Below are 25,268 nucleotides of genomic sequence, written 5' to 3'. Positions count from 1 at the left end.
TGACCTGGGTGTTGTAACCTGATACATCCTGGGGCCGCTTTGCGGCCCCGTTTTTTGTACATCCACCGAATTTTCTAGGAGCGCTCTAATGGCTGTTGGTCTTGGTCCTTTGCCCACCCTGCACCCGGTTGCGGGTTTTGAACTCGGCATCGCTTCTGCCGGCATCAAGCGTCCTGGGCGCAAGGATGTGGTGGTCATGCGCTGCGCCGAAGGCTCCAGCGTGGCGGGCGTGTTCACCCTCAACGCGTTCTGCGCGGCACCGGTGATCCTCTCCAAGCAGCGTGTACAGGGCACCGTGCGCTACCTGTTGACCAACACCGGTAATGCCAACGCCGGTACCGGCGCCCCTGGGCTGGCAGCCGCCGAACGCACCTGCGCCAAGCTGGCTGAACTGGCCGGCGTACCCGCCGAATCGGTACTGCCGTTCTCCACCGGGGTGATCGGCGAGCCACTGCCGGTCGAAAAGATCGAAGGCGCGCTGCAGGCCGCCCTCGATAACCTGTCGGAGAACAACTGGGCCGAAGCGGCCACCGGCATCATGACCACCGATACCTTGCCCAAGGGCGCCAGCCGCCAGTTCCAGCACGATGGCGTGACCGTGACCGTGACCGGTATCAGCAAGGGCGCCGGCATGATCCGCCCGAACATGGCCACCATGCTTGGCTACATCGCCACCGACGCCAAGGTTGCCCCGGCGGTGCTCAAGGACCTGATGCTGGACGGCGCCAACAAGTCGTTCAACCGCATCACCATCGATGGCGATACCTCGACCAACGATTGCTGCATGCTGATCGCCACCGGCAAGGCCAACCTGCCAGAAGTCACCGAAGCCAGTGGTGCGCTGTTCGAGGCCCTGAAAAAAGCCGTGTTCGAAGTGTGCATGGACGTGGCCCAGGCCATCGTGCGTGACGGCGAAGGTGCGACCAAGTTCGTGACCGTGCAGGTCAACGGCGGTGGCAACCACCAGGAATGCCTGGACGTGGGTTACGCAGTGGCCCACTCGCCGCTGATCAAGACCGCACTGTTCGCGTCGGACCCCAACTGGGGCCGTATTCTCGCCGCGGTGGGCCGTGCCGGTGTGCCGGAGCTGGACGTGAGCCTGATCGACGTCTACCTGGATAACGTGTGCATCGCCAGCCAGGGCGGCCGCAGCCCCAGCTACACCGAAGCCCAGGGCTCGGCAGTGATGGCCCAGGAAGAGATCACGATCCGGATCGAACTGGGGCGTGGCCAGTGCAGCGAAACCATCTGGACCACCGACCTGTCGCACGAGTACGTGAAGATCAACGCCGAATACCGTACCTGATGCAGTGATGGGGTCGGGCAACGGCCCCACAATTCCAGAACCAGGAGACGAACCATGAGCGATCACCTGAACTTCGGCGACACGTTGCGCGCCTTGTTGCAGGCTGGCCTGGCGGAGCGTGAAGTGTGAAACGGATTCATGTTGTAGCAGCGGTCATTCGTGGCGCCGATGGCCGCATTCTGATCGCGCGGCGGGCCGCCACCCAGCACCAGGGTGGCCTGTGGGAGTTTCCCGGCGGCAAGGTCGAAGCCGGTGAAAGCGTGGAAGCGGCACTGGCCCGCGAGCTGCGCGAAGAGCTGGGTATCGAGGTGAGCCGTTCGCGTGCGCTGATCAAGGTCAGCCACGACTACCCGGACAAGCAGGTGTTGCTGGACGTGCGTGAAGTGCAGGCCTTTACCGGCGAAGCGCATGGCGCCGAGGGTCAGCCGCTGGCGTGGGTTGCCCCGCGCGATTTGCCGCAGTACGAATTTCCCGAGGCCAACCTGCCGATCGTGGCTGCCGCGCGCCTGCCGGACCAGTACCTGATTACCCCCGATGGCCTGGAAGTGCCGCAACTGCTCAAGGGCATACAGAAGGCGGTTGCCAGTGGCATTCGCCTGATTCAGTTGCGCGCCCCGGACATGTACGACCCCAAGTACCGCGACGTGGCGGTGGATGCGGTTGGGCTGTGTGCGGGCAAGGCGCAGTTGATGCTCAAGGGGCCGCTGGAATGGCTGGGCGATTTCCCTTCGGCCGGCTGGCACCTGACCGCGGCGCAGTTGCGCAAGTACGCCGCCAAAGGTCGGCCGTTTCCCCGCGAGCGGTGGTTGGCGGCTTCCTGCCACTGCGCCGAGGAGCTGGCACTGGCCGAGCAGATGGGCGTCGACTTCGTCACCCTGTCGCCAGTCCAGGCAACCCAGACCCACCCCGAGGCGGCGCCGTTGGGCTGGGACGAAGCTCGACGTTTGCTGGCCGGGTTCAGCAAGCCGGTGTACTTGCTGGGCGGGGTAGGGCCGGGTGAGCGCGAGCGAGCCTGGGAAGCCGGGGCCCAGGGTGTGGCCGGCATCCGGGCATTCTGGCCCGAGGCCTGAGCCATTGGGGCGGCCCTGCGCGACACCGCGCAGGCCGCCCCGAACCTGTCAGCCCTGCGGCTTTTCAGCAGGCTGCCACAACACCTCGGCCACCCCCTGTCGCCGCCCGATGATCCGCGCCGCCACGAACAGCAGGTCGGACAGGCGGTTGATGTACGCCAGACCTACCCCTTCCAGTGGTTCCAGCGCATGCAGCTGCTGGCAGCGCCGCTCGGCGCTGCGCGCCAGGCTGCGGCACACATGGGCCTGCGCCACCAGCATCGAACCACTGGGCAGGATGAAGTTCTTCAGCGGCCCCAGCTCTTCGTTCCACACATCGATGACCGCCTCCAGGCGCTCCACTTCTGCCTGGTTCAAGGCCTGGTAGCTGGGCATGGCCAGCTCGCCACCCAGGTCGAACAAGCGGTGCTGACACGGCGCGAGCACCGTAGTGACCTCTTCCAGGCCTTGCTCGGCCAGGCCTGCCAAAAGCACGCCAAGCTGGCTGTTGAGGCTGTCTACCTCGCCAATGGCTTCTATGCGCGGGTGGCTCTTCGGCACCCGCCGGCCGTCGCCCAGGCCGGTTTCGCCCTGGTCGCCGGTACGGGTGTAGATCTTCGATAGGCGGTTGCCCATGTCATTGCTCCGGTAAGGTCGGCACCGCTGCTGCCGGCTGGCCGAGGGGCAGGCGCAGGGTGAAGCACGTACCCTGGCCAGGCGTGGAGTGCACCTCCATCTGCCCCTTGTGGTTGTTGGTGATGATGAAGTACGAAACCGACAGGCCCAGCCCGGTGCCCTGGCCGATTTCCTTGGTGGTGAAGAACGGCTCGAAGGTGCGCTTGCGCACGGCCTCTGGCATGCCGACGCCATTGTCCTCGACCTGGATCTCCGCCCACGGCGGGTTCAGCCGGGTGCGCAGGGTGATCCGCCCCGGCTCGCTCGGTTGCGGGCGCAGGTGGATGGCCTGGGCGGCGTTCTTCAACAAGTTCAACAGTACCTGTTCCAGTTCGTTGGCAGTGCACGGCACAGGACCCAGTTCAGGGTCGAACTGCCGCACGATGGCCTGCCCCTTGAAGTCGAAACCGATCGCCAGGTCGAAGTCGTTGCCGGCAATTTCCACCGCCTGGTCGATCAGCGCCGGCAACTCGCAAGGCTCCAGCTGTCGGTTGCTGCGGCGGCTGAAGCTGAGCATGTGGGTGACGATCTTCGCCGCGCGGGCCCCGGCCTGCTGGATGCCATCGAGCAGTTGCGGCACTTCGCGGCTGGCCAGGTAGCGGTTGATCATGGCCAGGTCGAGGCCAAGCTCGCTGGCCTGTTCCTGGTTGCGGGGCAGGTCTGCCGACAGGCGTCGGCGGATGTTCTGTACGTTGTGCAGGATGGCGCCCAGCGGGTTGTTGATTTCGTGAGCCATGCCCGCCGCCAGGCCGCCGACCGAGAGCATTTTTTCCGACTGGACCATCATTTCTTCCAGCGACAGGCGCTGGGTGATGTCGTCGATGCGGATCACCACGCCGCGCCCGCCGCCGCCGGTGAGCGGGTAGAAGGTGAGGGCGTAATGGCGCAGCTCGTCGCCCTTGGGCCAGGTGACCCGCTCGATCTTGGCCACCCGGTGCTTTTCCACGGTTTCCTTCAGTTGCGGCAGGAACGGCTTCAGCGGCTCGAAGGCGATGAACACCGGCTGGTTCAGCGCCTCATGCAACGGCGTGCCGGAGAGGACCGTGGCTTCGTGATTCCACTGGGTGACATAGAGCTGTTCGTCCAGGGCGATCAATGCCGAAGGCATCGAGTCGATGATACTGTTGAGGTAGTTCTGGAAACCGGTGAGTTTTTTCTCGATCTTGCTGCGCACCTGCACTTCCAGTTCCAGCTTGCGGTTGGTATGGCGGGTTTCCTCGGCCAGACCCTGGGCCTGGTCATAGGCATCCTGGAACTCGTCACGGGCGCGTTTGAGTTGCTGCTCACGGGCCTCGATGCGCGAAAGCATGGTGTTGAAGGCGTCGGCCAGGCTGCCGATCTCATCGTCGTTGCCACGCCGGGCGCGCAGGGCGTAGCTCTCTTCGCGGGTGACCTGGCGGCTGAGTTCTTCAAGCTGGTTGATCGGTTGGGTGATCAGGCGTTTGATCTGGCGGGCGATGAAGATCCACAGCAGGATGCTGAACACCAGGATAGCCAGGCTGGCACTGAGCGTGCCGGTGTAGAACGCGGTGGGCAGCTCGCTGCTGGCCACCAGCAACAGGTGGGCCGGCGGGTTGGCCTCGCGCGGGATGCGGATCAGTTGGGTGCTGCGAAACTCCATCAGGCGCCAGCCGTCGATGTTGCGAAAGCGCTTGGGCAAGGTCAACGGGTCGCCATGCTGGAGTTGCGCCAGCATGCGACCGTCCCCCCCGTACACGGCTGCCGCGCGCAGCGGGGTGTAGCTGTCCAGCTCCTTGAGCAGGGCACTGGCGGTGTCTGGGGTGTCGCCAGCGCGCTCGGCCAGTTGCGGGTTGGCCACCAGCCGGCCGATGGTCTGCAGGGCCTGGGGTGCCATGCTCTCCTGGGTGATCCAGTAAGCCGCGCTGATGAAGGTGAGGTTGGCCACCAGCAGGATGGTCACCAGCAATACCAGCAGGGCCGCCAGCAGCTTCTGCCCGACCGGGAGGTTTTCCAGGCGATGGCGCAAGGTCATGGGCTAGGCAGTGTCCGTATCCAGGTAATAGGACTGCGTCAGTCGCAGGGCAAGCCACGTAAGCGCAGGTGTTCGACCAGGCGTTGCAGCAGGTGTTCCAGTTGCGGCAGCTGCAGGCCGTGCCGCGCGGCAACCCGGCAGGCATGGCCGAGCAGGTAATGCACCTCGGTGCGTCGGCCTGCGTGCACGTCCTGGTACATGGAAGAGTAGTTGGCTGCGGTGGCCACGATCACCCGTTGCACTTCTTCGTCCAGGCCCTCGGCCGCTTGCGGCTGGCCACAGCGGCGCAGCAGTGCGGCCAGTTCGGTGCACAGGCCATGTACTTCCGCCAGGTGGCCCAGCAAGCCGCCGTTCTGGCAAGCGTGCAGCACGGTCAGCGGGTTGATCGCGCAGTTGAGGGCCAGCTTGCGCCACAGGCGGGTGAGAATATCCACCGTCCATTCGGCAGGGATGCCTGCTTCGTGCAGGTCATCGAACCAGGCCGGCAGCGCCGGGTTGCGCGGGTCGCCCAGCCAGTTGAAGCCATGCCCGGCAAAACGCACCTGCCAGTCGCCTTCGCGGAAGGCGCCTTCGGTGCTGGAGGCGAAAACGCAGCGCGCCTGTGGCAGCAGGTCTGCCACCGCGTCCTGGCTGCCCAGGCCGTTCTGTAGCAGTAGCACGTCTGCGCCCTCGGCCAGGCGTGGTACCAGGCCGGCAATCGCCGGGGCCGCGTCGTAGGCCTTGCAGGCCACCAGCAGGCGATGGATCGGCCCGTCAGCCTGGGCGGTTTCGGCGGGTATGGCGTAGTGCCGGGGCTGTTCTTGCTCGATCAACGTCAGGCCGCCAGCCTGCTCATAGGCCTGCAGCCGTTGCCGATCGCGCAGCACCAGGCGCACTGCCTTGCCCGCGCGTGCCAGGCGGCAAGCCCACAGGCTGCCGAGGCTGCCGGCGCCGAGAATATGCCAGGTGCTGCTCATATGCGTTTCGCAACCCGTTATAATGAGCCCGCATTTTAACCGTCAAACCCGGCGCGCTCCATCGTCAGCCTGAGCGCGCTTTTATTTTGGGAGAACAACCATGCCTTCGTTCGACGTGGTATCGGAACTGGACAAGCACGAAGTGCAGAACGCGGTGGACAACGCCATCAAGGACCTGGACCGCCGTTACGACCTCAAAGGCAAGGGCTCCTTCGAGTTCAAGGACAAAGAGCAGACCGTGATGCTCACCGCCGAGGAAGAGTTCCAGCTCGAAGCCATGCTGGAAATCCTGCGCCTGGCGCTGGTCAAGCGCAAGATCGACGTGAAATGCCTGGAAACCAAGGACCCGTATGCGTCCGGCAAGGAAAAGAAACAGGAAGCCAAGTTCCGCGAGGGTATCGACAAGGACCTGGCCAAGAAGATCGTCGCCACCATCAAGGACGGCAAGCTGAAGGTGCAGGCCGCCATCCAGGGTGAGCAGGTGCGGGTAACCGGCAAGAAACGCGACGACCTGCAGGAGGCCATTGCCTTGCTGCGGACCAAGGAATTCGAGATGCCGCTGCAGTTCAACAACTTCCGCGACTGATGCGGGTTTGGCCAGGAACCCCCATGGCTCAATGATGTCCATGGGGGCCGGGGCCGTGTGTTAGCGCGGTCTGTTCTACCGTGTACTTGCCGTTCGGCATCAGGAGATGAATATGGATTTGAACGCTGAAGTCGATCAGCTGGTTCGCCAGTCGCAAACCTGGATCCCCTTGATCATGCAATACGGCAGCCGTGTGCTGCTGGCGCTGGTGACCCTGGCGGTCGGCTGGTGGATCATCAACAAGGTCAGCGCCCGCCTGGGCAAGCTGGTCGGCCTGCGCAATGCCGACCTGGCGTTGCAGGGCTTCATCAGCACCCTGGCCAACATCGTGCTGAAGGTGCTGCTGCTGGTCAGCGTGGCGTCGATGATCGGCATCGAGACCACCTCGTTCGTCGCGGCTATCGGTGCCGCCGGCCTGGCCATCGGCCTGGCGCTGCAGGGTAGCCTGGCCAACTTCGCTGGCGGCGTGCTGATCCTGATGTTCCGCCCGTTTCGCATCGGCGACTGGATCGAGGCACAAGGCGTTGCCGGCACTGTCGACAGCATCCAGATCTTCCACACCGTGCTGCGCACCGGTGATAACAAGACGGTGATCATGCCCAACGGCAGCCTGTCCAATGGCATCATCACCAACACCAACCGCCAGCCCACGCGCAAGGTGGTGTTCGATGTGGGCGTGGATTACGAGGCCGATTTGCAGAAGGCCCGCAATGTGTTGCTGGAGCTGGCCCAGGACCCTCGCGTGCTGGCCGACCCCGCTCCGCAAGCGGTGGTGGCGACGCTGGGTGACAGTTCGATCACCGTGTCGCTGCGCTTGTGGACCAAGACCGCCGATTACTGGGATGTGATGTTCATGCTCAACGAGCAGGCGCGTGACCGCCTGAAGGCCGAAGGGATCGACATTCCGTTCCCGCAGCGGGTCATTCGGGTCGTGCAGGAAACTGCTGCCCAGTAACAGCGCATCAGCGCCGGGGCTGCACAGCGGCCCCGCTTTTTTTGCCCCGATTACACTTGTTCACAGCAAACCCCTGCAATTTCTGGCATATACCCTGCTCCTGCCTGTCACCCCCTCATATGCCATCATGAAACCACTGCTGTACATCACCCCCCTGCGGGCCTTGCTGTTTGGCCTGACCCTGGCCCTGTTCGAACTGCTGACCTACCTGGCCAGTGACGCGGTGATGCCGGCCATGCCGGTCGTGGTCGGCGACCTGAACGCCAGCCCTGAATACATCCCCCATGCCCTCAACCTGTACTTGCTCGGTGGCGTTGTGCTGCAGTGGCTGATCGGCCCGCTGGCAGACCGCTATGGTCGGCGCCCGTTGCTGCTGGCCGGCTGCGCGTTCTTCGGCCTGGCCTGCCTGGCGACCTTCTGGGCCCATGATATTGGCCTGTTCAACCTGCTGCGCCTGTTGCAGGGGATAGGCCTGGGCTTTGTGGTCACGGTCAGCTACCCGGCGCTGAATGAGGCATTCAGCGAGGCGGATGCCGTGCGGATGATGGCGCTGCTGGCCAACATCGCCCTGCTGTCGCCGCTGCTTGGCCCGCTGGTCGGGGCCTTGCTGTTGCAGTGGCTGGACTGGCGTTGGCTGTTCGTGGCTTTCGCCGTGGGGGCCGTGGTGTGCTGGGGGCTGCTGTACCGGCTCATGCCCGAAACCCTGGGTGTAGAGCGTCGCGACGGTTCGCGCCTGGCGTTCACGCCGATCCACCTGTTGCCATTGTTGGCAGGCTACGGCCAATTGCTCGGCAACCGCCGCTTTGTCGCGGGCAGCGCCGCCCTGGGCCTGGTCGGGTTGCCGCTGATTGGCTGGATTGGCCTGTCACCGGTATTGCTCATTCACGATGAGGGCCTGACGACCCTGGAATATGCGCTGTGGCAACTGCCGGTGTTTGGGGGGTTGATCCTGGGCAACCTGATCATCAACCGTATTGCCGACCGCTACCCGCTGCCGGCCTTGGTCCGTGGTGCCCTGTGGCCGTACCTGGCAGGGTTGAGCGTGATGGTGCTGGCGACATGGTATTGGCCGAGTGTGACCAGCCTGGTGGCAGGCATGTCGTTGTATGCACTGGGCCTGGGTGTGGCCAACGCGGTGCTGTACCGCATGACGCTGTTTTCCAGCGAGCAAAGCAAAGGCCTGGTCTCGGCCATGCTGGGGATGATCACCATCGCCCTGTTGGGGCTGGGTGGGGCGTTGCTGGCCATGATCGGCGCCGGTGCCAGCTTGCTGCATTTCGCACTGGCGGCGGGGCTGGCGGGCGCGCTGGCGCTGTGGCCGTTGTGGTTTGTGGTGGGCGGCCGGCCGGGGCAAGGGGCCGTGGCTGACTGACCTGCAGTACCTGTGCCTTGTCGATCTGTAACTTGCCAATGTCGCTACCGTGGCCTGCATGCGGGTCTTCCTGGTCCGACTCAATGCCATGCTCAGGACTGGCGAGCCTTGGCTGGATCTGGTGTTGCCTCAGCCGAAGAGGGGGTAGATCAACAGCTAAAATGCAGGACTAGAAGATTTCACGGTTCCTGTGGGAGCGGGCGTGCCCGCGAACACCGGCGCAGCCGGTGCCAGACACCGCGTCGCCTGCTTCGCGGGCAAGCCCGCTCCCACAATGAATCGCGCAGGCTTTTCAAATTCTGAGAAAGACAGTTGCTCCTACAGGCGGGGCTGGCGGGCGTACTGACGCTGTGACAGCCACACACAATCGCAATGTGGCTTTTTACCCGCGTTGCCCATCAGGCCGCCGCGCCTGGCTCTGCCAGCGGTTTACCGCGGCCAGCCTCGTGGCGCCACTGCAAGGCGATCAGGATCAGCGTAGGCACGCCCAGCAGGGCGGTAATCAGGAAGAAGTCGTGGTAACCGAACTTCTCCACCATCACCCCCGAGTACCCCCCGATCAACCGCGGCAGCAACAGCATGATCGAGCTGAGCAGCGCGTACTGGGTGGCCGAGAACTTCAGGTTGGTCAGGCTCGACAGGTACGCCACGAACGCAGAAGTGGCCATGCCGGAACTGAAGTTGTCCAGCGAGATGGTGACCACCAGCATTTCCAGGTTAGGCCCCATGTCCGCCAGCATCAGGAACAGGATGTTGGTGCCCGCCGATGCCGCGCCACCAATGAACAGGATGGGCATGATGCCGAAGCGCACGATCAGCAGCCCGCCGATACCGGCACCGACCAAGGTCATGATCAGGCCGAAGATCTTGCTGACACTGGCGATCTGGTCTTTGGTGAAGCCCATGTCGATATAGAACACGTTGGCCATCACGCCCATGACCGTGTCCGACATGCGGTAGGTGGCGATCAGGCCTAGCAATAGCAAAGCCTGCCAGCGGTAGCGGGCAATGAAGTCGTTGACCGGGGTCAGCACCGGGGCCAGGCCGCGGCGGCCCAGGCTCGACAGGCATGCCCAGGTCAGCAGCACATAGAGGATCAGGCGCAGGAAGGCGCGGTCTTCGAGCAACAGGTCGAGCGGCGTGGCATCCCCGGAGATGACCGTGGACCAGCCGGTATTGAACATCTGGGTGAAACTGGCGGGCACCGACACCAGCAGGATGATCAGCACGAACACCGAGGCCATCTGGTGCACCAGGCCGTAGCGCGCAGCCGACAGCTGGGTGCGCAGCGGCACCGGCGGTTCGCGCATGACCAGGGTCGTGAACAGCGCGGGCAGCATCATCACCCCGAACATCACGTAGGTGCCGGCCCAGGCTTTATGCAGGTAACTGAAGCCGGTAGACCCGAACCACTCGGCGAAGAACAGCGCGCCGGCGGTGGCGAGCAGGGCGGCGACCCGATAGCCGGCCATGTAGCTGGCGGCCAGGGCGGCCTGGCGCTGGTCGTCGGCGATTTCCAGGCGGTAGGCATCCACCGCGATGTCCTGGGTGGCCGAGGCAAAAGCCACCAGCACGGCCATGGCGATCAACCAGGATAGATGTTGTTGCGGGTCGCACAGGCTCATGCCGACCAGGCCGATCACCACCAGTGCCTGCGACAGCAGCAGCCACGAGCGCCGGCGCCCCAGGCCGCCGAGCAGCGGCAGGCGCCATTGGTCGAGCAACGGTGACCACACCCACTTGAAGGCGTAGGCCAGGCCGATCAGGCTGGCGTAACCAATGGTTTCGCGGGCCACCCCAGCTTCGCGCAGCCACACCGACAGGGTCGAGAACACCAACATGTAGGGCAGGCCGGCGGCGAAACCGAGCAGCAAAAGTACCAGGGTTGACGGGCTGGCATAGGCAGCGAGCGCAGCGCGCCAGGTTTTACGGGGCATGGGCCAACATCTGCCTCAAGTTTTCGAAAACAAAGCGCGCACTCTAACCGCTGTGATCTGTCGGGCGCCAGCCATGGCGCGTCATATCCACACGATTGTTGGTCACATTCACGCCTTCTGCACGCAGCCGCGCCCGTTGTTCATCCCCGGCCGGTGTGCCCAGCGCCAGGCTCAGGCGGCCCCCTGCGCCCAGCACCCGGTGCCATGGCAGGCGGGTTTGCGCAGGCAGTTGCCCGAGGGTGCGCCCTACCCAGCGGGCTGCGCGGCCAAGCCCGGCCAGCGCTGCGAGCTGGCCATAGCTCACGACTTTGCCCGCCGGTACTTGGCCAAGCACCGAATACAATGCCGTTCGTCGACCTTCGGCCGATTCCGGCATGTGCTCAGGTCCCCCAGACATGGCGCCCCCCTTGGGCTGTGGATGAAACCGGACAAATGGTCAGGTAAATGCGTATTGAACTCAATGCCAGGCTGCCGGTCTGTGCTTGCTCTGGTCGGCGGTAGCTGGATAATGCCCGGCTTTTTTCTTCGAATCGAACCGTATTACATCTATGCATTCTAGATCCCTGTTGTGCCTGCTCGCTGCTTCCCTGTGCGCCTCACCGGCGTTGGCCGATACCGTGTGGATGAAGAACGGTGACCGGCTCAGTGGCAAGATCAAAGTTTTCGATGGCGGCAAGCTGCTGCTGGAAACGCCCTACGGCGGCTCCATTGCCCTGGACTGGAAACAGGTGCAGACCCTGGAAAGCGACCAGGAACTGCTGGTCAAGCAGGATGCCTACACGGGCGAGAAGGCCAAGTCGCTGAAGGCCGCTGAACCGGGCAAGGTGACCTTGGCCAACGGCGAGGCACCCAAGACCGTGGAGCTGGCCAGCATCGAGCAAATCATTAAGCCCAAGCCCCTGGTCGAAGACTTCGTGTGGAAAGGCAACGTGGATGTGGCGCTGGACTACAAGCGCGCCGAAAACGATACCGACGACTACGATGTCAGCTTCAAGACCACGGCCCGCCACGGCCGCTGGCGGCACAACGCCGAAGGCGAGTACAACCGCGAAACCAAGGACGACGTCACCACCACCGACAACTGGAGTGCCGAATACGCGCTGGACCGCTTCATTACCGAGAAGTGGTTCTGGCAGGGGCGGGCGGAATACAAGCGTGACCGCATCGAAGACCTTGCCCGCCAGCGCACCGTCGGTACCGGCCCGGGTTACCAGTTCTGGGACAATGAACTTGGCGCATTCTCGCTGGGGTCGCTGATCAACCGCACCGACTTCGAGTACCAGGACGGCAGCAAAGACAACTTCTATTCCGCTGCCGTGAAGTGGGACTACACCCGTTACCTGATCGGCAAGAACGTGCAGCTGTTCACCAACGGCGAGCTCGCCAAACCGCTGGGTGGGGTGGCCGACTATTCGCTGGATGCCGAGGTGGGGCTGCGCTACAAGGTTACCGAATGGGCTTCGCTCAACCTCAAGGCGGAGCGCGACATCATCAGCGGCACGAGTGAAAGTGATCTGGAGAAGACGCGCTATACCGCGGGCTTTGGCGTGACCTGGTAAACCGCCGGGCCGCACCGCGGCCCCATTGGCACCCGGTGTGATAATGCTTATCTTGTCACCCATCCCGTTTGCCACCAGGAGCCGCACCCAGTGAGTACCAACGCCATTCGCCCAGCCCGGGAACTGCTGCTCAAGGAATACCGCGGCGTGCTCTCGACGCATTCCAAGTCGATGCCCGGCTACCCGTTCGGCTCGGTGGTGCCGTACTGCCTGGACGCTCACGGCAACCCGCTGATCCTCATCAGCCGCATTGCCCAGCATACCCACAACCTGCAAAAAGATCCCAAGTGCTCGCTGCTGGTAGGTGAGCGCGAAGCTGAGGATGTGCAGGCGGTGGGGCGCCTTACGGTAATGGCCGAAGCGCACAAGCTGGTCGAGGCAGACGCCATCGAGGCTGCCGCCGAGCGTTACTACCGCTACTTCCCGGACGCTGCCGGCTACCATAAGGCTCACGATTTCGACTTCTGGGTGCTGCAGCCGGTACGCCACCGTTACATCGGCGGCTTCGGCGCGATCCACTGGCTCGACCAGGTCACCCTGGCCAACCCGTTCGCCGGCACGGCCGAGGCCAGCATGGTCGAACACATGAACAGCGACCACGCCAATGCCATAGCCCACTATGTGCAACTGACCGGCCTGCCGAACCATGCCACAGCGCAACTGGCCGGGGTGGACAGCGAAGGTATGCACCTGCGCATCGGCCAGGGGGTGTACTGGTTACCCTTCCCGCATATTTGCAATACGCCGACACAAGTCCGCGAAGCCCTGGTTTTGCTGGCGCGGGCCGACCAGTGGCCCATGCCGGCAGGGGGCGAGGGTTGAAAAAGCGTGCACTTGCATCCACTTGATGGTCTTAAAGGAAGGTTCTCTTCCGACGAGGAATGCTTTGATGCGTGCTTTTCTACTGTTGCTTCTGCTGTTTCCAGTGCTGGAGCTGTTCGTATTCGTCAAGGTCAGCGCGGCCATCGGTTTCTTCCCGGCGCTGTTGCTGATCATTGCCGGTTCCGCCTTGGGTGTGCTGGTCATGCGCGTGGCTGGCCTGGCCACCGCCCTGCGCGCCCGGGAAAGCCTGCAGCGCGGTGAGCTGCCCGCCGAGGACATGTTCCAGGGCATGATGCTGGCGGTGGGCGGTGGTTTGCTGCTGCTGCCGGGCTTTATCAGCGACGTGCTGGGCCTGCTGTGCCTGCTGCCGTTCACCCGCCATCTGGCCGCGCGCAAGCTGCGCGAACGCGCCGAGGCCCAGGCCATGCGCCAGCGCGCGTTCCAGGACGACCCGTTCCAGGCCCAGCCGCGCGATGGCGGCCACCGGCCGAACGTGATCGAGGGCGAGTACGAGCGCCGCGACAAGTAACCACCGCTTTCCACTACGGGGCCGCACATGCGGCCCCGCGTTTTTTCCGCGAGCTGAAAAATTTTGTAGGGCAAGCCTTGTAATTGGATATGGCGGCCTCATGTATGTGGTCACCGCAAGGTTTCTGGCATTAACGCCAGACATTACTCAGGTGGCTTGCCCTTGGCGGGCTACCTTCCGGCAACGCCGGACAGCCTCAACCCGCCGGTTTCGATACCGGCCGATGAAAACCACAATTTGGGAGAGATCGACAATGAAGCTTCGTCCTCTGCATGACCGCGTAGTCATCCGTCGCAGCGAAGAAGAATCGAAAACCGCTGGCGGTATCGTCCTGCCGGGTTCGGCCGCTGAAAAACCTAACCGCGGCGAAGTCGTTGCTGTTGGCACCGGTCGCGTTCTGGAAAACGGCGAAGTCCGTGCACTGGCCGTCAAGGTCGGTGACAAAGTGGTTTTCGGCCCTTACTCGGGCAGCAACACCGTGAAAGTCGATGGCGAAGACCTGCTGGTCATGGCCGAGAATGAAATCCTCGCCGTTATCGAAGGCTGATTTCCCCGACTTCCCGTTACTCCAAAGAATTTCCAAGGATTAAACGATCATGGCTGCTAAAGACGTAAAATTCGGCGACTCCGCTCGTAAAAAAATGCTGGTTGGTGTCAACGTTCTGGCTGACGCGGTAAAAGCTACCCTCGGCCCGAAAGGTCGTAACGTGGTTCTGGCCAAGAGCTTCGGCGCGCCAACCATCACCAAGGACGGCGTTTCCGTCGCCAAAGAAATCGAGCTGAAAGACGCCTTCGAGAACATGGGCGCCCAGCTGGTCAAGGAAGTCGCTTCCAAGGCCAACGACGCCGCCGGTGACGGCACCACCACCGCTACCGTACTGGCCCAGGCCATCGTCAACGAAGGCCTGAAAGCCGTCGCTGCCGGCATGAACCCGATGGACCTGAAGCGCGGTATCGACAAGGCCACTGCTGCCGTTGTCGCCGAGCTGAAGAGCCTGTCCAAGCCATGCGCCGATTCCAAGGCCATCGCTCAGGTCGGTACCATCTCCGCCAACTCCGACAGCTCCATCGGTGAAATCATCGCCGAAGCCATGGAAAAAGTCGGTAAAGAAGGCGTGATCACCGTTGAAGAAGGCTCGGGCCTGGAAAACGAACTGTCCGTCGTAGAAGGCATGCAGTTCGACCGCGGCTACCTGTCGCCTTACTTCGTCAACAAGCCAGACACCATGGTTGCCGAGCTGGAAAGCCCGCTGCTGCTGCTGGTTGACAAGAAAATCTCCAACATCCGCGAGCTGCTGCCAGTGCTGGAAGCCGTTGCCAAGGCCGGCCGCCCACTGCTGATCGTTGCCGAAGACGTCGAAGGCGAAGCGCTGGCTACCCTGGTAGTCAACAACATGCGCGGCATCGTCAAGGTTGCTGCGGTCAAGGCACCTGGCTTCGGCGACCGCCGCAAGGCCATGCTGCAGGACATCGCCGTTCTGACCGGTGGCCAGGTCATCTCCGAGGAAATCGGCCTGTCGCTGGAAACCGCTACCCTGGAGCACCTGGGTAACGCCAAGCGCGTGATCCTGTCCAAGGAAAACACCACCATCATCGATGGTGCTGGCGCTGACACCGAGATCGAAGCACGCGTCAAGCAGATCCGTGCCCAGATCGAAGAAACCTCTTCGGACTACGACCGTGAGAAGCTGCAAGAGCGTCTGGCCAAGCTGGCCGGCGGTGTTGCCGTGATCAAGGTCGGTGCTGGTACCGAAGTTGAAATGAAAGAGAAGAAAGCCCGCGTTGAAGACGCCCTGCACGCTACCCGTGCAGCCGTTGAGGAAGGCGTGGTGCCTGGCGGTGGTGTTGCCCTGGTTCGCGCCCTGGCAGCCATTATCGACCTCAAAGGCGACAACGAAGACCAGAACGTCGGTATCGCCCTGCTGCGCCGCGCTGTCGAAGCGCCGCTGCGCCAGATCACTGCCAACGCCGGCGACGAGCCAAGCGTTGTCGCTGACAAGGTCAAGCAAGGTTCGGGTAACTTCGGTTACAACGCTGCCTCCGGCGAGTACGGCGATATGATCGAGATGGGTATCCTGGACCCAGCCAAGGTCACCCGTTCGGCGCTGCAAGCTGCTGCTTCGATCGGCGGTCTGATGATCACCACCGAAGCCATGGTTGCCGACCTGCCAGAAGACAAGCCAGCTGCTGGCATGCCTGACATGGGCGGCATGGGTGGCATGGGCGGCATGATGTAAGCCAGCCTTACCCCCTGCACCATGAGAAAGCCCCGGTTCGCGAGAACCGGGGCTTTTTTTATTCTCCTGTGGGCGCCATTGGGCCGCTAAGCGGCCCCGGCTTCAGGCAACGCTGTTTTTGACCGCGGGCACTTCTGCCATGCCCCGGCGATACAGCACCAGATAATACGACCCCAACCCGATCAACCAGCAGAACACCGCCGTCCACACGTTGTGCGACAGGAAGTGCGCCCCTTGCAGCATGCGCCCAACGCCAAGCAGCGAACCTGCCAGCAAGGCCACCACGAATGCCGCCCGCGCCAGGCGCGGCTTGCGGTCACGCAACATGAAGAACAGGCCGAACAGGCAGAACCCGGTCGCGGCATGCCCGCCCGGCCAGCACAGCCCGGGCTTGTCGGTGGCCGGCCGTTGTTGCAGCAGCTTGCTGTAGGTTTCGGTACCGCCAAACTGGGTGAGGCTCCAGGGGCACTGCACCTGCGTCACCTTCTTCAGGGGCGTGACAAACGCGGTGGACAAACCCAGCGCCAACACCAGGCAGCCCAGCTCGCGGCGCCAGCCAAATAGGCGCTTTACGAAAAAGCTGGCGGCGAAGGTCAGCAGCGCTATCAGCCCCAGCAGGATGACCCCCTGTTTGACCCGGTCATGCAGGATGTTTTCCAGCCAATAACTGTGGCGGCCAATGAACTGCCCGGCTACAGGGTCGAAGAACAGCTTGGCGAGGTCCATGTCGATCGACGTCAGCTCCAGCAGAATCAGGGCCAACGCGGTCGCCAACGGAATACCCAGGTACAGCCAGTAATTGATCGGGCGAGGGCGGGTTGCTTGCTGCATGGCGGCTCCAGGGCGGAAAAAAGATCGGCCATTGTCGTCGGCCCGCTATCCTGTGTCCGTGAAGGATCAGTGAAAAAACCGTCAAGTGCGGTGAATTTTTCCGGGGGCTGGCACCCTGCAGGCATAGGCCGTAAGCTGCGCCTGCCGCGCACCACAGCGAGAAGCGCCGCACAGGAGAAACCGATGCGCATTCTTTTGGTTGAAGACAACCGCGATATCCTGGCCAACCTGGCCGATTACCTGGGCATGAAGGGCTATACCGTCGACTGCGCCCAGGATGGCCTGTCCGGGCTGCACCTGGCTGCCACCGAGCACTATGACCTGATCGTGCTCGACATCATGTTGCCCGGTATCGATGGCTACACGCTGTGCAAGCGCCTGCGCGAAGACGCCCGCCGCGACACGCCGGTGATCATGCTTACCGCCCGCGACCAGTTGGACGACCGCCTGCAAGGCTTCCGTTCCGGGGCCGACGACTATCTGCTCAAGCCTTTCGCCCTGTCCGAGCTGGCGGCACGCATCGAAGCCGTGCTGCGCCGGGCCCAGGGCGGCGGGCGGCGCAGCCTGCAGGTGGCTGATCTGAGCTATGACCTCGACACCCTGGAGGTCACCCGCCAGGGCCGCATGCTCAAGCTCAACCCGGTCGGCCTCAAGCTGTTGGCCGTGTTGATGCAGAAGAGCCCTCATGTACTGCGTCGCGAAGTGCTGGAAGAAGCCCTGTGGGGGGACGACTGCCCCGACAGTGACAGCCTGCGCAGCCATGTGCACCAACTGCGCCAGGTGATCGACAAACCGTTCGAAAAACCGCTGCTGCATACCGTCCATGGCGTCGGCTATCGCCTCGCCGAGGGTCGTGATGGAGTTTAAGCAAAGCCTTGCCCAGCGCATCATCATCGCCTTTGCCCTGATGAGCGCGCTGGTGGCCGGGGCCTTCGCCTTCGGTATCGTCGGCACCGTGCACCTGGTCGAAGAGCGGCTGATTTCATCGGTACTGGGCGGTGACTTGCAGCGCCTGCTGCGCATGGACAGCGTCAGCGACTGGAGCCACCGCCCGCGCCCCGACCAATTGTTCTACTTCAGCGGCGGGCGCGACGACTTTGAGCTGCCCAAAGACCTGCGCCATCTGGACCGTGGCTTCCACGAAGTATTCCGCGACCAGCTTTCCTACCACGCGATGGTCGAGATCGTCGATGGCCGCCGCTATGTATTGCTGCAGGACCAAAGCGACTTCGAGGAGCGCGAGCGTGTGCTGTTCGCGGTGGTGCTGGTGGGCTTCGTGCTCAGCCTGGTGCTGGCGGTGATCCTGGGCTGGCTGGTGGCGCGGCGGGTGATGGCACCGGTGATTCGCCTGGCGCGGCAAGTTCGCCACCGTGACCAGCTGCTGGGCCTGGCGCCGCCGTTGGCGCCGGACTATGCGGCGGACGAAGTTGGCCAGCTGGCGGTGGCGTTCGATGACACGCTGGGCCGCCTGCGTGATGCGCTGACCCGTGAACGGCTGTTCACCAGTGACGTCAGCCATGAGTTGCGCACCCCATTGATGGTGCTGGCCACGTCCTGCGAGCTGCTGCAGGAAAACCCCAACCTCGACACCCGCGCGCGCAGCCAGGTGGAGCGCGTGGCGCGGGCAACCGAAGAGATGCGCGAGCTGGTCAAGACCTTCCTGATGCTGGCCAGGGCGCAACGTGATGAAGGCGCAGTAGCCTCCCGGGCGACCCTGCGCGAAGTGGCCAACGAGCTGATCGGGGTGTGGCGCGACACCATCGAACAGAAGGGCCTGACCCTGTATTTCGATGGCCAGGCCAGTGCCAGCGCAGTGCTGTACAACGCGACCTTCCTGCAGTCGGTGATGGGCAACCTGCTGCGCAATGCGGCGCACTACACCGATGCCGGCTACATCCGCCTGAGCCTGGAAAGCCATGGCTTCAGCGTGGAAGACAGTGGCGTGGGCATACCGGAAGAACAGCGCGAAGCCATGTTCAAGCCGTTCGTGCGCGGTGACGAGCGGCGCGGCGAGGGCCTTGGGCTGGGCTTGTCGCTGGTGCAGCGCATCTGCGACGACCAGGGCTGGCGGGTGACCTTGACCTCTTCTGTACCCCATGGCTGCCGTTTCCATGTCGACTTGAGCAATACGCGGGTGAAAGAAGAGCCGGACGTCGTGGCTGGGTAATGTGTTGTTACACGTGTTACCGTGGCCAACACTTTTTTCACATCAGCATGACCTGATTCCTACGCGCATTTACCTAATGTGAGCGCAATGGAATCAGGAGATGCTCAATGCGTAGCCCTATCAAGCTTGAATTTTCCGAGAAGTACGACAAAGACCATGCCCGAGAGTATTTTCTCAAGCACCAGGATGGCTTGGCCCGCCGGCTGTCTCACAAGCGAGATGAGCAGCTGGCCCGCCGCGCACTGGCGCTGGCGGGTGAGCCTGGCCTGGTCCTGGACTTGCCCTGCGGCGCTGGTCGTTTCTGGCCGCTGCTGGCAGAAAAGAACAACCGGGTCATCATCGGTGCCGATAATTCCCAGGCGATGATCGACACCGCCTGTGCTGCGCAACCGCCAGAAGTGGTCGCGCGGGTACGGCCTTTGCAGACATCGGCATTCGACATCGACTTGCCAGACAACTCCGTCGACAGCATTTTTTGCATGCGGCTGTTTCACCATATTGGCGAGGCAGCCCACAGAAAGAAAATTCTTTCTGAATTTCAACGAGTTAGCCGTGATAGTGTGATCTTGTCACTGTGGGTGGACGGCAACTTCAAGGCTTGGCGGCGCAGGAAACTGGAACAGCGCCGCAGCACCAAAGCCGAGCAGAACCATTACCAGAACCGGTTTGTGTTACCGGCCGACACGGTCGAAGAAGAATTCCGCGCCGCCGGTTTCAGGATCCAGGAACGCCTCGACTTCCTGCCGTTCTATGCCATGTGGCGGGTTTATGTATTGCGTAAGGGGTAGTGTTTGATGGCTGTAGCCCAGAATGGGGAGTCGCGCTTCGATTTTTACTGGCGCCAGCAAGGCGAGTGGGTAGAGGAGCCTAACCAGCGCCGGGGTGGCGAAAGTGGTGTGCAACGGCTCAACGATGCCAACGGCAAACTGCTGTATGCAAAGCGTCAGGTCGGGCATATTTATCGCAGCCTGTTGCACCCCTTCGGCCGGCCAACCGTGCTGCGTGAACTCGATGCGCTGAACAGCTTCGAGCAACTCGGGGTGCGTGTACCGCGCCTGGTGTTCTGTGGTGCCCAGCGCGATGCCGACCACCAGTGGCGGGCGCTGCTGGTCAGCGAAGCACTGGACGGGTTTGTGGAGCTGGACACCTGGCATGCCCAAGGTGCCCGAGACCGTTACCCACAGGTGGTCCACGAGCGCATGCTCAAGGACCTTGCCGAAAACCTGGCGCGCATGCACCTGGGCCATTGGCAGCACGGCTGCCTGTACGGCAAGCATGTGTTCGTCAAGGTGCTGGGCGAGGGCGAGCAAGCCCGTGTCGAAGTGGCGCTGCTCGACCTCGAGAAGTGTCGGCGACGTTTCAGTTGCCAGCGCGCGGCGGGTAACGACCTGCGCCAATTGCGCCGCCATTCGTCGCTCAACGAGGCGGAATGGCAGACGCTACTCTACTTTTACAAGGTGGCGTTTGGCAGCGCTGTCAAAGGGTTAGGGTAATGAAACTAGAAATAGCTCGAGCTTTGTTCCTGGTAGCGGGCCTGGCGGTGACCACTGTAGCGGTGGCTGCCTGGGAAGAGCCGAGGCCGACGGTATTCAGCAAGGCTGAGATGGCCGCCCAGTGCGCACTGCCGCGGGACGTGAAACCGCAGCAGAAGGCCAGGGTAGAGCCGGATCAGGATCTGTTGCTGTTGCTGTTCGGCCTGCGCCAAGGGTTGCGGCCATTTGGTTGAAACCGGTGGAGCTGTACATGCCAGAGGCCTCGCAAGCGCGAGGCCTCTGGCGTTTCTGCAGGTGGCCCTCGGTGGGCGGGTTTCAGGCGGCAGCAGGTTCCTTGGCCACCGTCTTGTGCGCCAGCAGGGTGTAGATACAAGGCAGCACGAACAGGGTGAACAACGTGCCGATCGACATGCCGGTCGCGATCACGGCACCGATGTCGAAGCGGCTTACCGCCCCGGCCCCGGTCGCGAGGATCAGCGGCACCATGCCGAATACCATTGCCGCCGTGGTCATCAGCACCGGCCGCAGGCGAATCGCCGCCGCTTCTTCGATTGCCTCGCGCGCGCCCAGGCCAAGCTCATCACGTAACTGGTTGGCGAACTCGACGATCAGGATGCCGTGTTTGCTGATCAGCCCGATCAATGTCACCAGCCCGACCTGGGTGTAGATGTTCATGCTCGACAGGCCCAGGAACAGTGGCAACAGCGCCCCGCAGATCGACAACGGTACCGTAACCAGGATCACCAGCGGATCCCGGAAACTTTCGAACTGGGCCGCCAGGACCAGGAAGATGATCGCCAGTGCCAGGCCAAAGGTCACCCACAGTGCGCTGCCTTCCTGCACGTACTGGCGGGCCACGCCGGCATAGTCGAAGGCGTAACCTTCCGGTGCCTCTTCGCGGGCGATGTCCTGCACGGTCTTCAGCGCTTCGCCCAGGCTGACCATCGGTACGCCTTGAATGATGGCCGAGTTCAACTGCTGGAACTGGTTGAGCTGCCGCGGGCGAGCGCGGTCGGTGAGGGTGACCAGGGTCGCCAGCGGCAGCAGCTTGCCCTGGTCGTTCTTCACATAGTAGTTGTTCAGCCAGCCGGGGTTGTCGCGGTATGCGCGCTCGGCTTGGGCAATGACCTTGTAGCTGCGCCCCTCGAGGGTGAAACGGTTGATTTCGGCTTCACCCAGCAAGGTGGCCAGGGTACTGCCGAGAACGTCCATCGATACCCCCATTTGCGCCGCCTTGGCCCGGTCGATATCGACCACCACCTCGGGTTTGTCAAAGGCCAGGTCGATGTCGAGGAAGGCGAACTTGCCCGATGCCTGGGCCCGAGCCTTGATGCGTTGGGCCACCTCCAGCAGTGCCGGGTAGTCGCCTGCGGTGTTGATCACGAACTGGAACGGCAGGCCTTCGCCGGTGCCGGGCAGCGACGGCAGGTTGAAGCCGAAGATCTGCAGGCCGGCGACCTCTTCCAGCTTGGCCTGTACCAGTGGCAGCAGCTCCATTTGCGTACGCTCGCGCTCGTTCCAGGGCTTGAGCAGGAAGCCACCGATGCCGCTCTGCACACCATTGAAACCGTTGATCTGGAACGACGAATAGTATTCGGGGAAGGTCTTGAACAGAGGGGTGAACTGGTTGGTGTAGGCGTTGAGGTAGTCAAGGTTGGCTGGCTGCGGGGAACTGCTGATCATGAAGATCACCCCCTGGTCCTCGTTGGGGGCCAGTTCGTTCTGGGTGAACTTCAGCAGTAGCGGAATCAGGCACAGGATGATCACGGCAAACACCAGTACCACCGGCCGGCTGTCGAGCGTGCCGTGCAGCAGGCGCTGGTAGCGTACCTTCAGGCGCGCGAACTGCCGATCGAGCCAGTGGGCCAGGCCGCTGGAATTCTGCTCGCGGCGTAGCAGCAGGGCGCACATCATCGGTGACAGGGTCAGGGCGACGATACCGGAAATGACCACTGCGCCGGCCAGGGTCAGGGCGAACTCCTTGAACAGTGCCCCGGTGAGCCCGCTGAGAAAGCCGATGGGCGCATACACCGCTGCCAGGGTGATGGTCATCGACACCACCGGCATGGCGATCTCGCGCGCGCCTTCCAAGGCTGCATCGAACGGCGACTTGCCTTCTTCGATATGCCGGTGAATGTTTTCCACCACCACGATCGCATCGTCCACCACCAGCCCGATGGCCAGGACCATGGCGAGCAGTGTGAGCAAGTTCAGCGAGTAGCCCATCATCTGCATGAAGAACAACACGCCAATCATCGACAGCGGAATGGTCACCACAGGGATCAGCACCGAGCGCAGGGCGCCAAGGAACAGGAACACCACTAGGATGACGATCAGCACCGCTTCGCCGAGGGTCTTGATCACTTCGTCGATGGAGGCCTGGATGAACAGCGTGGCGTCGTAGGCGATAGACACCTTCAGCGCCGAGGGCAACTGGCTTTCCAGGTCGGGCATGACCCGCCGCACTTCCTTGATCACCTCCAGCGGGTTGGCGGCGGGCGTGGCCTTGATGCCGATGTACACCGAGGGCGTGCCGTCGAATGAGCTGACGGTGTCGTAGTTCTCTGCCCCCATCTCCACACGCGCCACGTCACCCAGCAGTACGCGGCTGTCGCCACTGGTCTTGACCGGCAGGGCGGCGAACGCCTCGGCTGACTTCAGCTCGGTGCTGGCGTTGATGCTGGTGACCACGTATTCGCCTTTGACTTCGCCGGCAGCGGACAGGAAGTTGTAGCGGCGCACGGCGTCGGTCACGTCGCTGGCCGCCAGGCCGAAACCGGCCAGTTTCACTGGGTCCAGCCACAGACGCATGGCAAATACCTGGTTACCGAGGATTTCTGCCTCGGCCATGCCGGGTAGCGTGGCCAGCTTGGGCTGGATCACCCGTGACAGGTAGTCGGTGATTTGCGGGTTGCTCATCTGTTCGCTGTAGAAGCTGATGTACATCAGCGCCGAAGCATCGGCGGCTTCCTTGCTGAGTACCGGGTCTTCGGCGTTCTGCGGCAGCTTGTTGCGCACTTCGTTGGCCTTGGCCAGCAGTTCGGTGAACAGCCTGTCGCTGTCGGCACCGATGCGCGCGTAGATGGATATGACGGAAAAATTCTGCCGGCTCACCGAGGTCATGTAGTCGATACCTTCGGCGCTGGCCAGGCTTTGCTGCAGCGGCTGGGTGATGTAGCCCTGGATGGTTTCGGCGTTGGCCCCGGGGTAGGCCGTGGTGACGGTGATCAGGGCGTTTTCCATGCGCGGGTACTGGCGGATCTGCAGCGTGTGCCAGGCCTGGATACCCAGCAACAGGATCAGCAGGCTGACCACGCTGGCCAGCACCGGGCGACGGATGAACGGGTCGGTGAACGCCATGCCAGCCTCCAGTCAGTCCTTGGTCGCGGCGCCCGGGGCGGGCTTGACGGCCTGGTCCTGGCCGATTCGGATTGCGGCGCCGGGGGTCAGCTTCAGCTGCCCGGCAGTGACTACCTGTTCCCCGGCCTGCAACCCTTTGCTGACCACCACCACGCCGTCACGGCGCTCGCCGGTCTGCACGGTGCGCTGTTCGGCGACCCATTGGGGTTGGCCCTGTTCATCGTGCTGCGGCTTGCCGTGCTGGTCCTTTTTCGCGGTGGCGACATATACCGAGTTGCCGTACAGGGTGTAGGTAATGGCACTTTCCGGCACCACCACCTGCAACTGCGGATCGGGCAGCAGTACCTGCAGGCTGGCGAACATGCCCGGCAGCAATTTGCCGTCGGGGTTGGCCAGGGTCGCGCGCACCAGCAGGTTTCGCGTGGTTTCATCGACCTTGGGGTTGATGGCGCTGAGGCGGGCGGGGAAGGTCTGGTCCGGGTAGGCAGCCACTTGCACCAGCACCTGCTGGCCGAGGTTCAGCTGGGGCAAGGCCTGTTCCGGCACGTTGAAGTCTACGTACAGGCCGGAGGTGTCCTGCAGGGTCGCGATGACGGTGCCTGGCGCCAGATAATCGCCTACATCCACCTGGCGGATGCCCAGGGTGCCACTGAAGGGCGCGCTGATGCTTTTCTTGTTCTTCGAAGCCTTGAGCTGCTCGACCACCGCCTGGTTGCGCTGGTACTGGGCATTGAGGCGATCATATTCGCCACGGGAGATCGCCGAGTCACCCACCAGTTGCCGCCCGCGGCCGAAGTCGACCTTGGCCAGGCCCAGGTCGGCCACGGCGGTGCCTAGCAATGCGGTTTCCTGGTCATCGTTGAGCCGCAGCAGCAGCTGCCCGGCCTTGACCGTTTGCCCAGAGTCGAAATACAGGGCCTTGACGATGCCTTCTACCTCCAGGCTCAGCTCGACACCCTGCAGCGCCTTGAGGCTGCCGACCGCGGGCAGGCGCTGTTGCCACTGGCGTTGTTCGGCCAAGGCTGCCGCCACGGTGATAGGCGGCTTGGGGGCAGTGAACATCTGGATCTGCTGGTAGATCGAGAAAGCCTTGTAGCCCCCCAGGGCCAGCACGATCAGCAGAACCACGGCCAACATGATGAGCATGCGGCGGCGCAGCATAGGTCCGGTTCCTTGGATGCAGTTGTTATTCGTTCTGGCACGACAACGGGCGATCCTGCCCACGTGTGGATGGGGGAAGTATTGACTGTTTTTTGTCTGAAGGGGAGTAAATTGTCTGCACCGGCCCTATCGCCGGCAAGCCGGCTCCCACAGGGATCGCCGCAGGGCTGATAGATGCTGTGGCGAGCAGCTGGCAAGGGTAGCCGCAGTATCTTCAGCGCCTGTGAGATCGAGCGCCGCCCGCGCGGCGCATCGCGAGCTGCGCTCGCTCCTACGTTTG

General features: G+C 63.0%; 23 protein-coding genes and 1 pseudogene. 16 read left to right on the top strand and 8 right to left on the bottom strand.

The features are described 5' to 3' along the window. Positions 1-88: 88 nt before the first annotated feature. Positions 89-1,306 (top strand): bifunctional glutamate N-acetyltransferase/amino-acid acetyltransferase ArgJ, encoded by a 1,218-nt coding sequence (gene argJ / locus B3361_RS03615; RefSeq protein ID WP_009684404.1) that lies wholly within the window; start codon positions 89-91, stop codon positions 1,304-1,306. Between the two features lie 125 nt (positions 1,307-1,431). Continuing rightward, positions 1,432-2,376, top strand: a complete 945-nt coding sequence (locus B3361_RS03610) for a Nudix family hydrolase (protein ID WP_054905818.1) — start codon at positions 1,432-1,434, stop codon at positions 2,374-2,376. 48 nt (positions 2,377-2,424) lie between these two features. Here B3361_RS03610 and B3361_RS03605 read toward each other — a convergent pair whose 3' ends face one another. The 3 genes from B3361_RS03605 to B3361_RS03595 are packed head-to-tail and all read right to left on the bottom strand — an operon-like array spanning position 2,425 to position 5,979. After that, complete coding sequence (locus tag B3361_RS03605; RefSeq protein ID WP_054905817.1) at positions 2,425-2,991, bottom strand: cob(I)yrinic acid a,c-diamide adenosyltransferase; 567 nt, start codon at positions 2,989-2,991, stop codon at positions 2,425-2,427. A gap of 1 nt (position 2,992) precedes the next feature. Continuing rightward, complete coding sequence (locus tag B3361_RS03600; protein ID WP_054905816.1) at positions 2,993-5,023, bottom strand: sensor histidine kinase; 2,031 nt, start codon at positions 5,021-5,023, stop codon at positions 2,993-2,995. A 38-nt stretch (positions 5,024-5,061) separates the two neighbouring features. Beyond that, on the bottom strand, positions 5,062-5,979 hold the full coding sequence (locus B3361_RS03595) for a putative 2-dehydropantoate 2-reductase (protein ID WP_054905815.1): 918 nt from the start codon (positions 5,977-5,979) through the stop codon (positions 5,062-5,064). A gap of 100 nt (positions 5,980-6,079) precedes the next feature. On the opposite strand from B3361_RS03595, the gene B3361_RS03590 reads away from it, so the two are divergent. The 4 genes and pseudogenes from B3361_RS03590 to B3361_RS03575 all read left to right on the top strand — a co-directional run. Continuing rightward, positions 6,080-6,565: a YajQ family cyclic di-GMP-binding protein gene (locus B3361_RS03590; protein WP_009682794.1), complete on the top strand. Its 486-nt coding sequence runs from the start codon at positions 6,080-6,082 to the stop codon at positions 6,563-6,565. A 112-nt stretch (positions 6,566-6,677) separates the two neighbouring features. Further along, positions 6,678-7,520, top strand: coding sequence for a mechanosensitive ion channel family protein (locus B3361_RS03585; RefSeq protein ID WP_009682793.1), 843 nt, complete (start codon positions 6,678-6,680; stop codon positions 7,518-7,520). A gap of 127 nt (positions 7,521-7,647) precedes the next feature. Further along, complete coding sequence (locus B3361_RS03580; RefSeq protein WP_009682792.1) at positions 7,648-8,892, top strand: MFS transporter; 1,245 nt, start codon at positions 7,648-7,650, stop codon at positions 8,890-8,892. 34 nt (positions 8,893-8,926) lie between these two features. Continuing rightward, positions 8,927-9,040: pseudogene (locus B3361_RS03575) on the top strand (IS110 family transposase); the annotation flags it as partial. Between the two features lie 250 nt (positions 9,041-9,290). Here B3361_RS03575 and B3361_RS03570 read toward each other — a convergent pair. Both B3361_RS03570 and B3361_RS03565 read right to left on the bottom strand, forming a co-directional pair. After that, a complete protein-coding gene (locus B3361_RS03570) occupies positions 9,291-10,829 on the bottom strand; it encodes an AmpG family muropeptide MFS transporter (RefSeq protein WP_054905814.1) in 1,539 nt (512 codons plus the stop codon). Positions 10,830-10,872: 43 nt separating this feature from the next. Continuing rightward, the gene (locus tag B3361_RS03565; RefSeq protein WP_029887494.1) at positions 10,873-11,226 is read right to left on the bottom strand and encodes an MGMT family protein; all 354 of its coding nucleotides are present in this window, start codon (positions 11,224-11,226) and stop codon (positions 10,873-10,875) included. A gap of 151 nt (positions 11,227-11,377) precedes the next feature. Between B3361_RS03565 and B3361_RS03560 the strand changes: the two genes are divergently transcribed. The 5 genes from B3361_RS03560 to groL all read left to right on the top strand — a co-directional run bounded on the left by B3361_RS03560 (position 11,378) and on the right by groL (position 15,976). Continuing rightward, positions 11,378-12,388: a DUF481 domain-containing protein gene (locus B3361_RS03560; protein ID WP_054905813.1), complete on the top strand. Its 1,011-nt coding sequence runs from the start codon at positions 11,378-11,380 to the stop codon at positions 12,386-12,388. Positions 12,389-12,478: 90 nt separating this feature from the next. Further along, positions 12,479-13,210 carry a HugZ family protein gene (locus B3361_RS03555; RefSeq protein ID WP_047149985.1) on the top strand — a complete coding sequence of 244 codons (732 nt, stop codon included), beginning with the start codon at positions 12,479-12,481 and terminating at the stop codon, positions 13,208-13,210. A 67-nt stretch (positions 13,211-13,277) separates the two neighbouring features. After that, complete coding sequence (locus tag B3361_RS03550; RefSeq protein ID WP_009684395.1) at positions 13,278-13,739, top strand: FxsA family protein; 462 nt, start codon at positions 13,278-13,280, stop codon at positions 13,737-13,739. A gap of 253 nt (positions 13,740-13,992) precedes the next feature. Beyond that, a complete protein-coding gene (locus B3361_RS03545) occupies positions 13,993-14,286 on the top strand; it encodes a co-chaperone GroES (RefSeq protein WP_009684394.1) in 294 nt (97 codons plus the stop codon). Between the two features lie 49 nt (positions 14,287-14,335). After that, positions 14,336-15,976: a chaperonin GroEL gene (gene groL / locus B3361_RS03540; RefSeq protein WP_054905812.1), complete on the top strand. Its 1,641-nt coding sequence runs from the start codon at positions 14,336-14,338 to the stop codon at positions 15,974-15,976. Positions 15,977-16,078: 102 nt separating this feature from the next. Here the strand turns inward: groL and B3361_RS03535 are convergent, their stop codons facing one another. Beyond that, on the bottom strand, positions 16,079-16,807 hold the full coding sequence (locus tag B3361_RS03535) for a phosphatase PAP2 family protein (protein WP_054905811.1): 729 nt from the start codon (positions 16,805-16,807) through the stop codon (positions 16,079-16,081). 183 nt (positions 16,808-16,990) lie between these two features. Between B3361_RS03535 and colR the strand changes: the two genes are divergently transcribed. The 5 genes from colR to B3361_RS03510 all read left to right on the top strand — a co-directional run bounded on the left by colR (position 16,991) and on the right by B3361_RS03510 (position 20,700). Continuing rightward, positions 16,991-17,674: a two-component system response regulator ColR gene (colR, locus tag B3361_RS03530; RefSeq protein WP_009684391.1), complete on the top strand. Its 684-nt coding sequence runs from the start codon at positions 16,991-16,993 to the stop codon at positions 17,672-17,674. Further along, positions 17,664-18,974, top strand: coding sequence for a sensor histidine kinase (locus B3361_RS03525; protein WP_054905810.1), 1,311 nt, complete (start codon positions 17,664-17,666; stop codon positions 18,972-18,974). Before colR ends, B3361_RS03525 begins: the two co-directional genes overlap by 11 nt. 107 nt (positions 18,975-19,081) lie before the next feature. After that, a complete protein-coding gene (locus B3361_RS03520) occupies positions 19,082-19,762 on the top strand; it encodes a class I SAM-dependent methyltransferase (protein WP_009684389.1) in 681 nt (226 codons plus the stop codon). A 6-nt stretch (positions 19,763-19,768) separates the two neighbouring features. Next, positions 19,769-20,467: a lipopolysaccharide kinase InaA family protein gene (locus B3361_RS03515; protein ID WP_009684388.1), complete on the top strand. Its 699-nt coding sequence runs from the start codon at positions 19,769-19,771 to the stop codon at positions 20,465-20,467. Beyond that, the gene (locus tag B3361_RS03510) at positions 20,467-20,700 is read left to right on the top strand and encodes a hypothetical protein (RefSeq protein WP_029887498.1); all 234 of its coding nucleotides are present in this window, start codon (positions 20,467-20,469) and stop codon (positions 20,698-20,700) included. The genes B3361_RS03515 and B3361_RS03510 overlap by 1 nt, the downstream gene beginning before the upstream one ends. An 82-nt stretch (positions 20,701-20,782) precedes the next feature. On the opposite strand, the gene B3361_RS03505 is transcribed toward B3361_RS03510, so the two are convergent. Further along, positions 20,783-23,827, bottom strand: coding sequence for a multidrug efflux RND transporter permease subunit (locus B3361_RS03505; RefSeq protein WP_054905809.1), 3,045 nt, complete (start codon positions 23,825-23,827; stop codon positions 20,783-20,785). Between the two features lie 12 nt (positions 23,828-23,839). Beyond that, complete coding sequence (locus B3361_RS03500) at positions 23,840-24,988, bottom strand: efflux RND transporter periplasmic adaptor subunit (RefSeq protein WP_054905808.1); 1,149 nt, start codon at positions 24,986-24,988, stop codon at positions 23,840-23,842. Positions 24,989-25,268: the final 280 nt, after the last annotated feature.

The sequence above is a fragment of the Pseudomonas sp. UBA6699 genome, from assembly GCF_002454615.1.
In the GTDB taxonomy this organism is placed as follows: Bacteria; Pseudomonadota; Gammaproteobacteria; order Pseudomonadales; family Pseudomonadaceae; genus Aquipseudomonas; species Aquipseudomonas juntendi.
Note: the sequence above shows the minus strand (reverse complement) of the source record. Positions and strands in the feature narration are given on the sequence as shown.

Excerpts from the sequence above, each read along its gene's own strand:
- argJ (WP_009684404.1), top strand. The coding sequence starts at position 89 with ATGGCTGTTGGTCTTGGTCCTTTGCCCACCCTGCACCCGGTTGCGGGT.
- B3361_RS03605 (WP_054905817.1), bottom strand. The coding sequence starts at position 2,991 with ATGGGCAACCGCCTATCGAAGATCTACACCCGTACCGGCGACCAGGGC.
- B3361_RS03600 (WP_054905816.1), bottom strand. The coding sequence starts at position 5,023 with ATGACCTTGCGCCATCGCCTGGAAAACCTCCCGGTCGGGCAGAAGCTG.
- B3361_RS03595 (WP_054905815.1), bottom strand. The coding sequence starts at position 5,979 with ATGAGCAGCACCTGGCATATTCTCGGCGCCGGCAGCCTCGGCAGCCTG.
- B3361_RS03590 (WP_009682794.1), top strand. The coding sequence starts at position 6,080 with ATGCCTTCGTTCGACGTGGTATCGGAACTGGACAAGCACGAAGTGCAG.
- B3361_RS03585 (WP_009682793.1), top strand. The coding sequence starts at position 6,678 with ATGGATTTGAACGCTGAAGTCGATCAGCTGGTTCGCCAGTCGCAAACC.
- B3361_RS03580 (WP_009682792.1), top strand. The coding sequence starts at position 7,648 with ATGAAACCACTGCTGTACATCACCCCCCTGCGGGCCTTGCTGTTTGGC.
- B3361_RS03570 (WP_054905814.1), bottom strand. The coding sequence starts at position 10,829 with ATGCCCCGTAAAACCTGGCGCGCTGCGCTCGCTGCCTATGCCAGCCCG.
- B3361_RS03565 (WP_029887494.1), bottom strand. The coding sequence starts at position 11,226 with ATGTCTGGGGGACCTGAGCACATGCCGGAATCGGCCGAAGGTCGACGA.
- B3361_RS03560 (WP_054905813.1), top strand. The coding sequence starts at position 11,378 with ATGCATTCTAGATCCCTGTTGTGCCTGCTCGCTGCTTCCCTGTGCGCC.
- B3361_RS03550 (WP_009684395.1), top strand. The coding sequence starts at position 13,278 with ATGCGTGCTTTTCTACTGTTGCTTCTGCTGTTTCCAGTGCTGGAGCTG.
- B3361_RS03545 (WP_009684394.1), top strand. The coding sequence starts at position 13,993 with ATGAAGCTTCGTCCTCTGCATGACCGCGTAGTCATCCGTCGCAGCGAA.
- groL (WP_054905812.1), top strand. The coding sequence starts at position 14,336 with ATGGCTGCTAAAGACGTAAAATTCGGCGACTCCGCTCGTAAAAAAATG.
- B3361_RS03535 (WP_054905811.1), bottom strand. The coding sequence starts at position 16,807 with ATGCAGCAAGCAACCCGCCCTCGCCCGATCAATTACTGGCTGTACCTG.
- colR (WP_009684391.1), top strand. The coding sequence starts at position 16,991 with ATGCGCATTCTTTTGGTTGAAGACAACCGCGATATCCTGGCCAACCTG.
- B3361_RS03525 (WP_054905810.1), top strand. The coding sequence starts at position 17,664 with ATGGAGTTTAAGCAAAGCCTTGCCCAGCGCATCATCATCGCCTTTGCC.
- B3361_RS03520 (WP_009684389.1), top strand. The coding sequence starts at position 19,082 with ATGCGTAGCCCTATCAAGCTTGAATTTTCCGAGAAGTACGACAAAGAC.
- B3361_RS03515 (WP_009684388.1), top strand. The coding sequence starts at position 19,769 with ATGGCTGTAGCCCAGAATGGGGAGTCGCGCTTCGATTTTTACTGGCGC.
- B3361_RS03510 (WP_029887498.1), top strand. The coding sequence starts at position 20,467 with ATGAAACTAGAAATAGCTCGAGCTTTGTTCCTGGTAGCGGGCCTGGCG.
- B3361_RS03505 (WP_054905809.1), bottom strand. The coding sequence starts at position 23,827 with ATGGCGTTCACCGACCCGTTCATCCGTCGCCCGGTGCTGGCCAGCGTG.
- B3361_RS03500 (WP_054905808.1), bottom strand. The coding sequence starts at position 24,988 with ATGCTGCGCCGCCGCATGCTCATCATGTTGGCCGTGGTTCTGCTGATC.